Consider the following 14,653-nt stretch of genomic DNA (forward strand, 5'->3'; position numbering starts at 1 on the left):
CGTCGCCGTGACCCGTCCGGTGATCCTGACCGTCGACGACGACCCCGGCGTCTCCCGCGCCGTCGCGCGCGATCTGCGCCGCGAGTACGGCGAGCACCACCGCATCGTGCGCGCCGAATCCGGGCCCGCGGCGCTCGAGGCGCTGCGCGAGATCGCGCTGCGCGGCGAGCAGGTGGCGGTGATCCTCGCCGACCAGCGCATGCCGCGAATGACCGGCGTCGAGTTCCTCGAGCGGGCGATGGACCTGTTCCCGCGGGCCCGCCGCGTGCTGCTCACGGCCTACGCCGACACCGACGCCGCGATCACCGCGATCAACGTCGTCGACCTCGACCACTACCTGCTCAAGCCCTGGGACCCGCCGGAGGAGAAGCTCTACCCGGTGGTCGACGCGCTGCTCGCCGCGTGGCGGGAGGCGCCCGACCGGCCGGCGGCCTCGATCCGCATCGTCGGGCACCGCTGGTCGTCCCGCTCCTACGAGCTGCGCGACCTCGTGGCGCGAAACCAGCTCGCCTACGAGTTCCTGCGCGTCGACGAGCCCGAGGGCGCCCGCCTGCTCGAGGCCGCGGGTGTCGGCGCCGATCGCCTGCCGGTCGTCGTCACCGCGGACGGGCAGGCGCTGGTGGAGCCCAGTGACGGGGAGGTCGTCGCGGCGGCGGGGCTCGCGACCAGCGCGACGCAGGCCGTGTACGACCTCGTCGTGGTCGGTGGCGGGCCGGCCGGGCTCGGCGCCAGCGTCTACGGCGGCTCCGAGGGGCTGCGCACGGTGCTGGTCGAGTCGCGCGCCACGGGAGGACAGGCGGGCACGTCGAGCCGCATCGAGAACTACCTGGGCTTCCCCAACGGCGTCTCCGGCGACCAGCTGACCACACGTGCGCGACTGCAGGCCGAGAAGTTCGGCACCGAGGTCATCACCACGCGCACGGTCACGGCGCTCGAGCCGCGCGGGCGGGCCCGGGTGGTGCGCTTCGACGACGGCACCGAGATCACCGCGCACGCCGTGGTGCTGGCCACCGGCGTCTCGTACCGGATGCTGGACTGCCCGGGCCTCGACGAGCACACCGGGCAGGGCGTCTTCTACGGCGCCGCGGCCACCGAGGCCAGCGCGTGCGCGAACCAGGACGTCTACGTGGTCGGCGGCGCGAACTCCGCGGGGCAGGCGGCGATGAACTTCTCCCGGCACGCCCGCCGGGTGGTGATGCTCGTGCGCGGGCCGTCGCTCGAGGCGTCGATGTCGAGCTACCTCATCGACCAGATCCGGGCCAACCCGCGCATCGAGGTGCGCACCTGCACCGAGGTCGTGGGGGCTTCCGGCACCGACCACCTCGAGAAGCTGACGTTGCGTGACAGGAACAGCGGTGACGAGGAGACGGTCGAGGCCTCGTGGCTCTTCGTCTTCATCGGCGCCGCGCCGCGCACCGACTGGCTCGAGGGCGTGGTGGCCCGCGACGGTCGCGGGTTCGTCCTCACCGGGTCCGACCTGCCGCGGCGGCCCGAGGAGAAGGGCCCGCCGGGATGGGAACCGGAGCGCGATCCGTTCCACCTGGAGACCTCCGTGCCCGGGGTGTTCGCCGTCGGCGACGTCCGGGCCGAGTCGGTCAAACGCGTGGCGTCCGCGGTGGGTGAGGGCGCGATGGCGGTGAGTCTGGTGCACCGATGGTTGGAGAACGGATGACCACGTCCACCCCGGACAAGCTGACCCGCGACGAGCTGCGCGGGCTGTTCCTGTTCGAGTCGCTCTCCGACGACCAGCTCGACTGGCTCGCCGGGCACGGCGACGTCGTCGCGTTCTCCGCCGGCGAGGACGTCTGCCGCGAGGGCGACCCGGCCCGCTGTTTCTGGGTGCTGCTCACCGGCGAGCTCGCGATGATCCAGCGCATCCGCGGTGACGAGGTCGAGACCACCCGCACCTCCCAGCGTGGCGCCTACGGCGGGTCGATGCAGGCCTACATCCCGAGCGCCGACCAGACCTACCAGGCCACGCTGCGCGCCACGCGGGACTCGACGTTCCTCGCGCTGCCGGCCACCGAGTGGGCCGAGGCGCTCCGCAGCTGGTTCCCGCTGCCGATCCACCTGCTCGAGGGGCTCGTGGTCGGCATGCGCCGCACCTCGACGATCACCAGCGAGCGCGAGCGCCTGCTCGCGCTGGGGCAGCTCTCGGCGGGCCTGACCCACGAGCTGAACAATCCGGCGGCGGCCGCCCAGCGGGCCACCGAGTCGCTGCGCAGCCGCGTCGCCGGCATGCGCCACAAGCTGGGGCTGCTGGCCTGCGGCAAGCTGGACGGCGAGATGGTCGCGCAGCTCGTCGAGCTGCAGGAGGACGCGGTCAACCGGGCCGAGACCGCGCCGGAGCTCTCGGCGCTGGAGGCCTCGGACGCCGAGGACGAGCTGGGTGACTGGCTCGACGAGCGCGGCGTCGGAGGTGCCTGGGACCTCGCGCCGGTGCTGGTCGCGGGCGGGCTCGACGCCGAGTGGCTCGACAAGGTCGAGCGCGCCGTGCCCGCGGGCTCGATCGAGGCGGCGGTGCGCTGGATCGCCTACGCCGTGGAGACCGAGACGCTCATGGGCGAGATCACCGACGCCACCGGGCGGATCGCGACGCTGGTCGGTGCCGCGCGGCAGTACTCCCAGCTCGACCGCGCACCGTTCCAGGAGGTCGACCTGCGTGACCTGCTGAAGTCGACGCTGGTGATGATGAACCGCAAGCTCGAGGGCATCCGCGTGGTCAAGGAGCTCGACCCCGACCTGCCGCGGATCCCGGCCTACGCCGCCGAGCTCAACCAGGTGTGGACCAACGTCATCGACAACGCCGTGGCCGCCATGCGGTCGCACGGCGACGGCTCCGGGACGCTGACCATCCGTACGCGGCGCGACGGGCCGAACGCCATCGTCGAGATCAGCGACACGGGGCCCGGCATCCCGCCCGACGTGCGCCCACGGATCTTCGAGCCGTTCTTCACCACGAAGGACGTCGGCGAGGGCACGGGCCTGGGGCTGGACATCTCCTGGCGGATCGTGGTCAAGAAGCACCACGGCGACATCCGCGTCCGCACCGGTCCCGAGGGGACGACGTTCGAGATCTGCCTGCCGCTCGAGGGCCCGGCGCGCGAGCCGGGGCCGTAGCGGCCCGGGGCGTTCACGCCGGGCGCGGCGCCGGCACGATGTTCGCGTTGCGGTGCAGCACGTTGTCCGGGTCGTACTCGGCCTTGATGCTCGCGAGGCGCTCGTACTTGCGGGCTCCGTAGGACGCGCGCACCCGGTCGGGCTCGGGGTCGGTCATGAAGTTGACGTAGCTCCCGGCGTCGGCGGCGAACGGCCGCAGGTCGCGCCAGAGCGACCGCACCCAGGCGCGGTCGGCGGCCATGCCCTCGGCGTCCGGGGCGATCGCGTCCATGTTGACCGCGTAGCGGCTGCTGCGGCGCCCGCCGAAGGCGGTGGCGTCGTCGTCCACGTCCGCGAACGCACCCCCCAGGGGGAAGATCGGGACGAGGCTCAGGGGCGAGGTCCGGGCGGGCAGGGCCCCGGTGAGGACGTCGATCGCCTCGTCGGTGAGCTCGTCGAGGAAGAGCGCCTTGTTGTAGGCGTGCACCACGCCGTAGGGGGCCGCCTCGTCGAGCATCGACTGCAACCCGATGTAGGGCAGCTCGGCGACGGACTCGCACAACGGCGGCAGCGCGTCCCGGGCCGGCGCGAGCAGCTCCGCGTGCGCTCGCGCCCCGGCGAACCCGGCGACGAGCAGGGCGATCCCCGGGGTGAAGTGGTGGGCCTCCGGGACGAACGGCGCGGGCGGTGCGTCCAGGGCGGCGATGAGGGCACCGGCGTCACGGGGCAGGCCGTCGGCCACGTCCCGCGCCACCCGCAGAGCCGGTCCCCCGCGCGCCAGCTCCCAGAAGAGGAAACCGAGCTGCACCGTCGGCCCGACGGCGTGGAGGCGGAACTCGAACTCGGTGACGACGCCGAAGCTGCCGCCGCCACCGGTGAGCGCCCAGAACAGGTCGGGATGCTCGTCCGGGGCGGCCCGCACGGTACGCCCGTCGGGGAGCACCACCTGCGCGGCCGCGAGGTTGTCGATCGCCAGCCCGCACCGGTGGGTCAGCCAGCCCATCCCCCCGCCGAGGGTCAGTCCCCCCACCCCGGTGTGGCTGACGGTCCCCCCGGTGACCGCGAGACCGTGACGCTGGGTCGCGGCGTCCAGGTCGGCCTGCCGGGCGCCGCCTCCGCACCGGACCCGGCGGCCGACCGGGTCGACGACGGCGTGGACCATCGGTGAGAGGTCGATGGTCAGCCCGCCGTCCGGCACCGCGTTGCCCGCGTAGTTGTGCCCCCCGCCGCGCACGCCGACCTCCAGACCGGACTCCCGGGCATGGCGCAGGGCGGCCGCGACGTCGTCGGCCGTGCGGCACCGGGCGATCAGGGCGGGCCGGTGATCGACGGCCGCGTTCCAGACCGAGCGCGCGCTGTCGTAGTCCGGGTCTCCCGGCCGGACGACGTGCCCGCCGAAGCGGCGGGCGAACGTGCCGTGATCGGGGCAAATCGTGCTGGTCATGGCTCCTCCTGCCTCACCTCGCGATGGGGCGCGGAGCGTGCTCCGTAGGGCGTTCCGCCGCCGTTCCACGGACCAGCTCGTCGTGCACGGCCCGGGCCACCGGTGCCCACAGCCGGCCCGGACCCCCCATGGCGAGCAGGTGGTCGGCGGCCGCCCGGGCACCGCCGGTGTCGCCGGCCGCGAGGCAGGAGGCGAGGAGGACACGGACGAGCAAGGCGTGCTGCCCCGGTGCCGTGCCCACGGGCCCGGTGGCGGCCACGGCGGCCCGGACCCGGGCCAGCCCGTCGCCCGTGTGGCCGTCGAGCACCGCCACGTGACCGCGGAAGGCCTCGGTCACGTGCCCGCTCACGGTCCTCTCCGCCGTGGCGAGGAGACCGGCCGTGTGCTCGCGGAACGCCCGCTCGTCGCCCATGTCGAGGGCGAGCAGGGCGGCGAAGGTCAGGGCGATCGTGCGGCTGAAGGGGTGCTCGAGCCGTCGCGCCCACGCCAGCGCCTCCGATGCCGCCCGGCCGGCCTCGTCGGGTTCCCCGAGGAACCAGAGCGTGTTGGCGAGCCGGCCCAGACACACCACCTTGGGGTCCTGCGCGTAGTGCAGCTGGTGGGTCGTCGCGAGCGCCGGGTCGTAGCGCGCGACGGCGCGCCGGAAGTGGTCGCGCGCAGGCTCCAGATCGGCCTGCCAGAACGCCGACACGCCGAGGACGTAGGCGGCCTCGACCTCGAGCACGCGGTCGCCGGAGCGGTCGGCCAGCCGGGCGAGCCGGTGGCCGAAACCGGTGGCCGCCGCGAAGTCGGACCGGGTCAGGGCGCTGAGCGCGAGCGAGCGCACCAGCAGCGGCGACGGCTCCGTGGCGAGGACGCGGCCCAGCTCGGCCACGCGCTCCTGGGTCGCCCGCATCCGCGGTGACTCGTAGGCGGCGACGGACACGAGCGGGGCGAGCAGGTCGGTCCGCAGCGCGAGCTCCCGCCGGTCGCGCGAGGTCGTGGCGGGCTGGTCGGCGAGCAGCGCGAGGGCACGCTCGAGGAGCCGGACCGCCTCGTGGTGGGCGTGCAGGGCCCGCGCGACACGGGCCGCGCGCCGGCACCACCCGACGGCCCGCTCCGTGTCCCCGGCACCTTCGAGGTGCGCGGCGACGCGGGCGCTCACGCGGTCGACCTCGGTGGTGTGCCCGCTCACGAGGGCGGCCGCGATCCTCGCGTGCAGTCGGCGCCGGTGTGCCGGCCCCGTCCCGTCCACCACGACCTGACGGATCTTCCCGTGGCTGAACTCGTAGGACCCGCCGTGCCCGACACCACCGGCGCGCTCCCGGACGAGGCGTCGGCGCCAGAGCTCGTCGAGCGCGCGAACGAGCGTGTCCTCGTCGACCTCGGCCGCCGCGCGCAGGACGCCGACGTCGAACTCCCGCCCGATGGTGGCGGCCAGGGTCGCGAGCTCGCGGGTCCGTGGGTCGAGCCGGCCGAGTCGGAGCTCGACCGCCGACTGCACGCGTGCGGTCGTCCCCGTGCGCTGCGTCCATCCGGCGCGGACCGCCTCCACGACGAACAACGGGTTGCCCTCGGTGTCGTCGACCAGACGGTCCGCCTCCGCGGCCGTCAGTGTCGAGCCCGCGAGCCGGCGCGCGAGCACGACGGTCTCCCGGGGGCTCAGGGGGCCCAGTTCGATCTCCTCGAGGGCGCCTCGGGCGTTCGTCCCCAGGAGCAGGTCGTGGGCGGGGTCGCCGCCCTCCATCTCCTCGTGGCGCCCGGTGGCGAGGACGAGCAGGCCGGGACCGGGCCGCTCGCGCACCAGGTAGTGCAGGAGTCGCGCGGATTCCCGGTCGACGGCGTGGACGTCGTCGACCACGAGGAGCGTGGGGCGCACCGGGGACAGCACCGCGGCGGCGACGGCCTCGAAGAGCCGGCGGCGCTGCTCGGCCTCGCCGAGCGCCACCGGCGGCGCGGCGTCCGGACGCTCGGTGAGGACCTCGGGCACGAGGCGCGCGACCTCCGAGACGTGGGCGGGCTCCATCCGCAGGACCGAGGGCCACACCGTGTCCGCCCGCAGCCAGGTGGTCACGAGGCCGTACGCCAGCGGCCCGTCGGCGGGATGACAGCGAGCGTCGGCGACACGAGCCCCGCGTCGGCGGCACCACGTCCCGAGCTCCTCGGCGAGCCGGGTCTTGCCGATGCCCGGGTCGCCGCTGAGCAGGACGAGCCGTGAGCCACCGGCTTCGACGGCGTGCCACACGGCCTCCAGCCGCACCTGCTCGCGCCGGCGCCCGACGAGCGGGCCGGGGTCCGCCGTCGCCGCGGCCGGAACCTGGGGGCGGGCGGGCGCGGGCGCCGGCAGGAGGGCGTCGTAGGCCGCGCGGGTCTCGGCCGAGGGCGCGACACCGAGTTCCTGCTCGAGCGTCGTGGCGCACAGGTGGTAGACCCGCACCGCCCGCGCCCGGTCGCCGCGTGCCACGTGCAGTCGCATGAGGAGCCGGTAGGCGTCCTCCCGCAACGGGTCCGCGCGCTGCAGCCGTTCGGCGTGGCGGATCGCCTCCGTGAGGGCGCCCGACCGCTCGCACCGCGTCGCGAGCTCGGCGAGGGCGTCGTGGATCCGGTGCCGGAGGCGCTCGCGGGGCTCCCGGAGCCACTCGTCGTCGTGGTCCTCGAGCAGTTCCCCCGTGCCGAGGGCCACGGCCTCCTGCAGCTCCTGCCGCCGCGCGGCGTCGCGGTCGCTCGTGTCCCTCGCGCGGCCGGTGAGCAGGTCCTCGAGGAGCGCCACGTCGCTGCGCAGCGGCCGGTCGCGGTGCAGCCGCAGGGCGTGCGGGCCGACCTCGAGGTACCGGTCGATCGCCGGGAGGCCGCGGCGGAGGTCGTGCAGGACGTGGCGCAGGTTGGTCCGCGCCTGGGCCTCGGTCGAGTCGGGCCAGATCGCCGACGCGATCGAGGCCCGGGGGAGCGGCCCGCCGCCCTCGAGCAGGAGCAGGGCGAGCACCGACTCGGCCCGTGCGGACGCGAGGAGCGTCGGGTCCTCGCCGTCGAGGCGCAGTGCGAAGCGGCCGAGCAGGCGGACCGTCACGTCCGGGTCCACCGGAACAGTGTCCCGGGTCACACGAGCGAGGTCGAGGCCCGCCGGCAGGGGCGCCCCCCGGTCGCCGTGGGGCAGCACGGCGACCGAGGGACGCGAGACCCCGTGCGGCCGGGCGCGGTCGGTCGCACGGGGGACCGGGTCGTCCCCGGGGGGACGGCTCGGGTGGTCGGGCCGTGACGGCCTCGCGGCGGCTCCGGCGCGAACTGCGGCGACAACGGCATCTGTCCAACGAACGAGGTCTCCCCCGCGATACGCACTCTCGCCGTCCCGCCGGGGATTCGCGCCGACCGGTCGCCCGGTTCACCCCCGTGGGCGACGAGCGGGGCGCGACGGGCGGCCCGGGCGGCCCTGCCCCGGCTCCCGGTCCGCGGGCGGTCGCGTTCCGGGGGTCGCGCCCCGACGGTGGGACACTGGAATCCGTGCAGACCGCCCAGGGCCCCGACCGCGGCGCCGGGACACGCAGCGACGCGGGCCCCGACGAGCCGATCGACCCACCCACCGACCCGCTCGGCCGTGACGTACCCGCCGTGGGACCCGCTCCCGAGGACCGTACGACGTCCGGAGCCCGGTCGGCGACCCGCACGTCGTCGGTCGGCATGAGCATGGTGGGCCTGACCGACGACGCCGACAAGCGCGCCCGCCTGCGACGGATGAAGGCCGTGGCGCTGTCGTTCCTGCTCGGCGCCGCGGTCATCTGGGTGATCTTCCGCCTCTGGGAGGGCAACGGCGGACCCGCGTTCACCGGCTACGTCCGCGCCGCCGCCGAGGCCGGCATGATCGGCGGGCTCGCCGACTGGTTCGCCATCACGGCCCTCTTCCGCCACCCGCTCGGCATCAAGGTTCCGCACACGGCGCTCATCCCGCGCAAGAAGGACCAGCTCGGCCAGAGTCTGTCCGGCTTCGTCGGCGACAACTTCCTGGCGCCGGCCGTCGTCGCCGACAAGCTGCGCACCGCGCAGGTCACCGCGCGCGTCGGCAGCTGGCTCGCGTCCCCGGGCAACGCCGCGCGCGTCACGGCCGAGCTCGCCACGGTGGTGCGCGGCGCGGTCACGGTGCTGCGGGACGACGAGATCCAGGCCGTGGTCGACCAGGCCGTCACACGCCGCGTCGTGGCCCAGCCCTGGGGGCCACCGCTGGGCCGCCTGCTGGCCGGTGTGCTGGCCGACGGCTCGCACCGCAGGCTCGTCGACCTCATCTGCGACCGTGCCTACGACTGGGTGCGCAACAACCACGAGACCGTGATGGCCCTGGTCAGCCGGCAGGCGCCGAGCTGGTCGCCGCGGTTCGTCGACGGCCTGATCGCCGACCGTATCTACGCGGAGGCGCTGTCCTTCGCATGGGCGGTGAAGGCCGACCCGGACCACCCGCTGCGCAAGGCCATCGACCGCTTCCTCGTCTCCTTCGCCGGCGACCTCCAGGACGACCCGGAGACCGGCGAGCGGGTGGAGGCCATCAAGCGCCAGCTCCTCGAGCACCCCGACGTCCAGGCGCTCATCTCGCGAGCTTGGGCGACGGGCAAGGCGATGCTGCTCGACGCCGCCGAGGACCCGTCCTCGCAGCTGCGGCTGCGCGTCACCGACGGCGTCACCCGCTTCGGCGAGCGCCTCGACACCGACGCCGAGCTGCGCGACAAGATCGACGGCTGGATCGTCGACGCGGCGGGCTACGTCGTGGGCCGCTACTCGCGCGAGATCACCACCCTGATCTCCGACACGGTCGAGCGCTGGGACGGGCACGAGGCGTCCCGCAAGATCGAGCTGCAGGTGGGGCGCGACCTGCAGTTCATCCGTATCAACGGCACGCTCGTCGGGGCACTCGTGGGGCTCGCCATCTACTCGGTCGGCGAGCTGCTCGTCTGACCCCGGGAGGACGCCGCCCAGCAACGTCCCGGTGGCCACCGCGTCACCCGTCCGTGTGTGCGTGAGGCCACGCCATCAGCGCTAGCAGAGTGCTTGCACCAGCTAGCACTCGTGTTAGCGTGGATGTCAGCGAGATCGGAGGAGGTGGTTCCGGTGGCCACGGACGGGGTCGAGAAGATCGGCCAGGCCGTCGAGGACATCGGGGCCTACATCCGCCGGCAGCGCGAGGGCGCGGAGGTCTCCCTCCGTCAGCTCGCCAAGGTCGCGGGGATCAGCAACCCGTACCTGAGCCAGATCGAGCGGGGCCTGCGCAAGCCCTCGGCCGAGATCCTGGCCCAGATCGCGACCGGCCTGCGGATCTCCGCCGAGGCGTTGTACGTCCGCGCCGGGATCCTCGAGCCCCGGGAGTACTCCCCGGTGCTCGACGCCCTCGCCGCGGACCCGGACCTGACCGAGCGCCAGAAGCAGGTGCTCACCGACATCTACGAGTCGTTCCGCCGCGGCAACAGCGCGGGGGACGCGACGGGGTCCCGCCCCGCCGGTGTCGGCGAGGACGCCGTCATCGCCGTGCCCGACGTCGAGCACGTCGGCGACGGCACCGCCTAACGCTCACGCACGACCACCGAGACACGAGTGAGGACACCCATGGCTGTCACCTTCCCGACCAAGTTCGACGTCCGCGAGGCCCGCGACCAGGCCAGCAAGGCCGTCTCGGACGCCATCGACCCCCTGCGCCAGCCGGCCCTGGCCGTGCTCGGCCTCGGCGACGTGGCCGTCGCCGCCGGCCGGGACGCCGTCGCCCGCGTGCAGGCCGGCGCCACCGAGGTGCAGGCCCGCGTCGAGGACCTGCCCGCCGAGCTGCAGGAGCTGCGCACCAAGCTGACCGCGGAGGACTTCCGCCGCCTGGTCGACAGCTACCTCGCCGCCGTCCGCAGCGTCTACAACGACCTCATCAAGCGCGGCGAGGTCACCTACCACGGGATCAAGGCGCAGCCGCAGGTCAAGCAGGCGCTCGACACCGTCGACCAGGTCCAGAGCGAGATCGAGCACCGTCTCGAGGACGCCGTCGAGGGCTTCCGCGTCCGCGGCGAGGCCGGCCTGGCCGAGGTCACCAAGCAGACCCGCTCGGTCGGTGAGCGCGCCGCCCGCGCGACCCAGCGCTTCAGCGCGCAGGCCGCCGAGGAGGTCGCCGAGACCGGCGCCGAGCTCTCCGAGGAGATCAAGGAGGCCGGCGACGAGGTCGCGGCGGAGACCCGCAGCGCCACCCGCAGGGCCGCCGCGCGCACCGCGCCGAAGAAGCAGGGCCCGAAGAACGCGCCGAAGTCCGCGGCCACCACGGGCGGCGCCAAGAAGGCCCCGAAGGCCTGACACCGGTCACCCCACGGGTGACGCTCTGCACCGTACGGCCCCGGGACGCTCCGCCGTCCCGGGGCCGTCGTACGTCGTCCGCCGGACGCGTGGCTGTCGCGGCGGCAGCGGGGGGACGTACTCTGATGGTGTGTCGGTGCTCTACAACCTCGACTCCTACGTGCTGCTGGTGCTGTGGCTGCTCGGGATCCCGGTCGGCCTCTACGCCTTCGTGCACGCCCTGATGCAGCGCTCCGACGCGTTCACGGCCGCCGACAAGCTGACCAAGCCCGTCTGGTGCGCCATCACCGGCGTGGGACTCGCGATCCTCGCGATCTCCACCAGCGGGCCGTACAGCTTCCTCTGGCTGATCGGCATCATCGCCGTCCTCATCTACATCGTCGACGTCCGTCCGCGGGTCGTGGAGATCCAGCAGGGGCCGCGCTGGTGACCTCACCGGCCGTGCACGTCGCCGGGTCGCTGCGCCCGGAGCCGGCCCTCGATCGACCCGAGCTCCTCGCCGCGCCGGTGCTCGACGCGCTGCGCGGGCTGCCCGCCGACCGCGCCACCGCCTGCCTCGTCGCCGCCATCGACCCGGAGCTCGCCGACACCGCCGCCTTCTGCGACGCCTACGGCTCCCCGCTCGAGGCCTCGGCCAACTGCGTCGTCGTCGCCGGGGCACGCTCCGGCGAGCGGCGCTTCGCGGCGTGCGTCGTCCTCGCCACGACCCGCGCGGACGTCAACACCGTCGTGCGCAAGCGCCTGGACGTCCGCAAGGCGTCGTTCGCGCCGATGGACGAGGCCGTCGAGCTCACGGGTATGGCCCACGGCGGCATCACCCCGTTCGGCCTACCCGCGGGCTGGCCGCTGCTGGTCGACACCGCCGTCCTCGCGGCGCCCGCCGTCGTCGTCGGCAGCGGACGGCGGGAGAGCAAGCTGTTCGTGCCGGGCGCGGTGCTCGGCGAGCTGCCGGGCGCGGAGCCGGTGGACGGCCTCGGCCGCTGAGCGGGAGAAGGCCGGCCGGGGGCCGCGAGCTAGGCTCAAGATCGCGTCGAGCCCGACCAGCACCGGCCGCTCGAGGGCCGCGAGCTAGGTGCAAGATCGCGCCGAGACCGACCAGCACCGGCGGGGCGAGGCCCGCGACCTCGGCGCGGGATCACGTCGATCGCTCCGATCCGAGCGGGAGCGCGCCGCTGCGGCGGCGTCGGCCGCGGGAGGCCCCTCGTCGGCCTCGATGCGATCTTGTGCCTACGTCACCGGTGCGTTCCCACGTCGCCCCCGGCCCGCACCTAGCGGAACACGACGGTGCGGCCCGCGTGCACCTGGACGCGGTCCTCGAGGTGGGCCCGCAGCCCGCGGGCGAGCACCAGCTTCTCGACGTCGCGGCCCCGGCGGACCATGTCGTCGGCGCTGTCGGCGTGGTCCACGCGGCTGACGTCCTGCTCGATGATCGGGCCGGCGTCGAGGTCCGGCGTCACGTAGTGGCAGGTGGCGCCGACGAGCTTCACCCCGCGGGCGTGCGCCTGGTGGTAGGGCCGGGCGCCGACGAACGAGGGCAGGAAGCTGTGGTGGATGTTGATGGCCCGGCCGGCCCAGCGCTCGCACAGCTCGGGCGTCAGCACCTGCATGAAACGCGCCAGGACGACCGCCGCCGGCTCGTGCGCGTCGACGAGCTCGGCGACCTGCGCGAACGCGGCGTCGCGACCGGTGCGGGCCTCGTCGTCCTCCTCCCGGGACGGGAACGGGACGTGGTGGAACGGCACGCCGTGGGCCTCCGCGACCGGGCGCAGCACCTCGTGGTTGCCGACGACCGCCCGCACGTCCATGTCGAGCTCTCCGCCCCAGACCCGGCCCAGCAGGTCGTGCAGGCAGTGCGACTCCTTGCTCACGAGCAGCACCACCCGCGGGGTCTCCGCGGTGTCGCGGACCCGCCACTGCACGGGCTCGCCGCCGGGCTCCTCGAGCTCGGCGGCCACCTGCCCCACCACCACCCGCAGCACGTCGGCGCCGCCGGGCACCGACGCGGAGTCCACGACCTGGCGCGTGACGAACCAGCCCGCGGCGATGTCCGCGTGGTACGCGGCCTCGGTGATCGACGCCCCGATCGCGGCCAGCCGCCCGGTGATGGCGGCGACGATGCCGGTGCGGTCCGGGCAGCTCAGGGTGATGACCAGGCGTCTGCTCACGCCTACCCCTGCGCCAGCCGGCGGCGGGTGAACTCGTCCTCGGTGTCGAGCAGCCCGTTCACCTGCTCGTTCACGATCCCCTCGATGCGCCCACCGACGAGCGGGACCGGAACGTCGGCTTCCCCCTCGACCTCGGTGACCGCGCCGTCGCCGGCGTCGGTGAGGCGCTGGGTCCCGGTCAGCGAACCCGGGAGCCCCCGCACCGTGACCTCGAACGTGCCGTCGTAGCCGCCCCCGTCACGCGGACGCCAGGTCTCGACGCGGTCGAGCACCAGGTCGTCGCCGGTGAAGCGGCGGATCACCGACGGCAGGAACTGGACGGGCACGGCCTGCCGCAGCCGCACGCGGGCGCCGGAGCCGTCGACGGCGTGCTCGAGCAGGGCGGGGTCGTTGCCGCCCATCTCCTGCAGCCGGGCGCGGAGGTGGTCTTCGTCGACCAGCAACGAGTAGACGTCCCGCGCCGGGGCGTCCCAGGTGGCGCGGTGGGTGATGCGGCGGGGCACGGGCCGGAGGCTACCGTCGGGGTCGTGCCACCCGGTCCGCCCACGGGGACGACGCCGGCGCAGGACGCGCGCGCCGACCCCACCGTGCCCCCCGACACCTCTCTCCTCGCTCCGCACACCACCCTCGGGCTCGGGGGCCCGGCGCGGCGGCTGGTGCGCGCGACCACGGCCGACGAGGTCGTGGCGCGGGCCCGGGCGGCGGACGGGGCGGACGAGCCGTTGCTGCTGGTCGGCGGCGGCTCGAACCTCGTCATCGGGGACGCGGGGTTCGCCGGCACGGCGCTGCTCATCGACAACACCGGCCACCACGTCGTCGCGAGCGACGACGGGTCGGTCGTGCTGCACGTCGAGGCGGGCACCGACTGGGACGCGCTGGTCGCCGACACGGTGGCCGACGGGCTCGGCGGTCTCGAGTGCCTCTCGGGCATCCCCGGGCGCACGGGCGCCACGCCGGTGCAGAACGTCGGCGCGTACGGGGTGGAGGTCGCCGACGTGCTCGTCGACGTCGACCTCTACGCCCGCCGGACCGGCCGGCGCGGCAGCGTCCCCGCCGCCGACCTGGGTCTGGGCTACCGCACCAGCCGCCTCAAGGGCGACCGCAACGTCGACGGCGAGATCGTGCTCGGCGTGCGGTTCCGGCTCACCACCGACGGGCTCTCGGCCCCGGTCCGCTACATCGAGCTCGCCCGCGCGCTCGGCGTCGAGCCCGGCGCGCGGGTGCCCGTCGCGGACGCCCGCGAGGCCGTGCTCGGCCTGCGTCGCGGCAAGGGCATGGTGACCGAGGCGGGCGACCCCGACAGTCGCAGCGCCGGCTCCTTCTTCATGAACCCCGTCGTCGACGAGGCCACCGCGGCCCGCGTCGCGCAGCGGGTGGAGGCCGCGGGCCAGGTGCCGGTCACGGCCTGGCCGCAGCCCGACGGGCGGGTCAAGCTCTCGGCGGCGGCCCTGATCGAGCGCGCCGGCGTGCCCCGGGGCCATCCGGGCCCGCAGGCGCCCGTCCGCGTCTCGACCAAGCACACCCTGGCGCTGACCCATCGTGGTGGCGGCACCACCGACGACCTGCTCGCCCTGGCCCGCGACGTGCGCGACCGCGTCGACGACGCCTTCGGTCTCCTGCTGCAGCCGGAGCCGGTGCTGGTCTCCTGCGCGTTGTGAGG

General features: G+C 74.7%; 12 protein-coding genes. 8 read left to right on the forward strand and 4 right to left on the reverse strand.

The window, feature by feature from the left end; all coding sequences use genetic code 11:
- Window positions 1–7 precede the first annotated feature (7 nt).
- Entirely contained in the window at window positions 8–1,672 is a 1,665-nt protein-coding gene (locus C8D89_RS11695; protein ID WP_207787183.1) for an FAD-dependent oxidoreductase, read from the forward strand.
- Window positions 1,669–3,120: an ATP-binding protein gene (locus C8D89_RS11700; RefSeq protein ID WP_116708301.1), complete on the forward strand. Its 1,452-nt coding sequence runs from the start codon at window positions 1,669–1,671 to the stop codon at window positions 3,118–3,120. Before C8D89_RS11695 ends, C8D89_RS11700 begins: the two co-directional genes overlap by 4 nt.
- A gap of 13 nt (window positions 3,121–3,133) precedes the next feature.
- Here the strand turns inward: C8D89_RS11700 and C8D89_RS11705 are convergent, their stop codons facing one another.
- On the reverse strand, window positions 3,134–4,543 hold the full coding sequence (locus C8D89_RS11705) for an FAD-binding oxidoreductase (protein WP_116708302.1): 1,410 nt from the start codon (window positions 4,541–4,543) through the stop codon (window positions 3,134–3,136).
- A 13-nt stretch (window positions 4,544–4,556) separates the two neighbouring features.
- A complete protein-coding gene (locus tag C8D89_RS11710) occupies window positions 4,557–7,601 on the reverse strand; it encodes an ATP-binding protein (RefSeq protein ID WP_133251885.1) in 3,045 nt (1,014 codons plus the stop codon).
- 596 nt (window positions 7,602–8,197) lie between these two features.
- On the opposite strand from C8D89_RS11710, the gene C8D89_RS11715 reads away from it, so the two are divergent.
- The 5 genes from C8D89_RS11715 (at window position 8,198) to C8D89_RS11735 (ending at window position 11,812) form a co-directional block, all read left to right on the forward strand.
- Window positions 8,198–9,460 (forward strand): DUF445 domain-containing protein, encoded by a 1,263-nt coding sequence (locus C8D89_RS11715; protein ID WP_423716991.1) that lies wholly within the window; start codon window positions 8,198–8,200, stop codon window positions 9,458–9,460.
- A 123-nt stretch (window positions 9,461–9,583) separates the two neighbouring features.
- Entirely contained in the window at window positions 9,584–10,066 is a 483-nt protein-coding gene (locus C8D89_RS11720) for a helix-turn-helix domain-containing protein (protein WP_116708304.1), read from the forward strand.
- 39 nt (window positions 10,067–10,105) lie between these two features.
- Window positions 10,106–10,828 (forward strand): hypothetical protein, encoded by a 723-nt coding sequence (locus C8D89_RS11725; protein WP_116708305.1) that lies wholly within the window; start codon window positions 10,106–10,108, stop codon window positions 10,826–10,828.
- 130 nt (window positions 10,829–10,958) lie between these two features.
- Window positions 10,959–11,258: a DUF2516 family protein gene (locus C8D89_RS11730; RefSeq protein ID WP_116708306.1), complete on the forward strand. Its 300-nt coding sequence runs from the start codon at window positions 10,959–10,961 to the stop codon at window positions 11,256–11,258.
- Window positions 11,255–11,812, forward strand: coding sequence for a YbaK/EbsC family protein (locus C8D89_RS11735; protein WP_243418036.1), 558 nt, complete (start codon window positions 11,255–11,257; stop codon window positions 11,810–11,812). Before C8D89_RS11730 ends, C8D89_RS11735 begins: the two co-directional genes overlap by 4 nt.
- 284 nt (window positions 11,813–12,096) lie before the next feature.
- On the opposite strand, the gene purU is transcribed toward C8D89_RS11735, so the two are convergent.
- Both purU and C8D89_RS11745 read right to left on the reverse strand, forming a co-directional pair.
- The gene (gene purU / locus C8D89_RS11740) at window positions 12,097–12,993 is read right to left on the reverse strand and encodes a formyltetrahydrofolate deformylase (protein WP_116708307.1); all 897 of its coding nucleotides are present in this window, start codon (window positions 12,991–12,993) and stop codon (window positions 12,097–12,099) included.
- Window positions 12,994–12,995: 2 nt separating this feature from the next.
- Window positions 12,996–13,496: a DUF2505 domain-containing protein gene (locus tag C8D89_RS11745; protein WP_165825664.1), complete on the reverse strand. Its 501-nt coding sequence runs from the start codon at window positions 13,494–13,496 to the stop codon at window positions 12,996–12,998.
- Window positions 13,497–13,580: 84 nt separating this feature from the next.
- Here C8D89_RS11745 and C8D89_RS11750 point away from each other — a divergent pair, with 84 nt between their 5' ends.
- A complete protein-coding gene (locus C8D89_RS11750; protein ID WP_116708519.1) occupies window positions 13,581–14,651 on the forward strand; it encodes a UDP-N-acetylmuramate dehydrogenase in 1,071 nt (356 codons plus the stop codon).
- Window positions 14,652–14,653: the final 2 nt, after the last annotated feature.

Origin of the sequence: Actinomycetospora cinnamomea (assembly GCF_003096675.1) — a bacterium.
GTDB classification, from domain to species: Bacteria; Actinomycetota; Actinomycetes; order Mycobacteriales; family Pseudonocardiaceae; genus Actinomycetospora; species Actinomycetospora cinnamomea.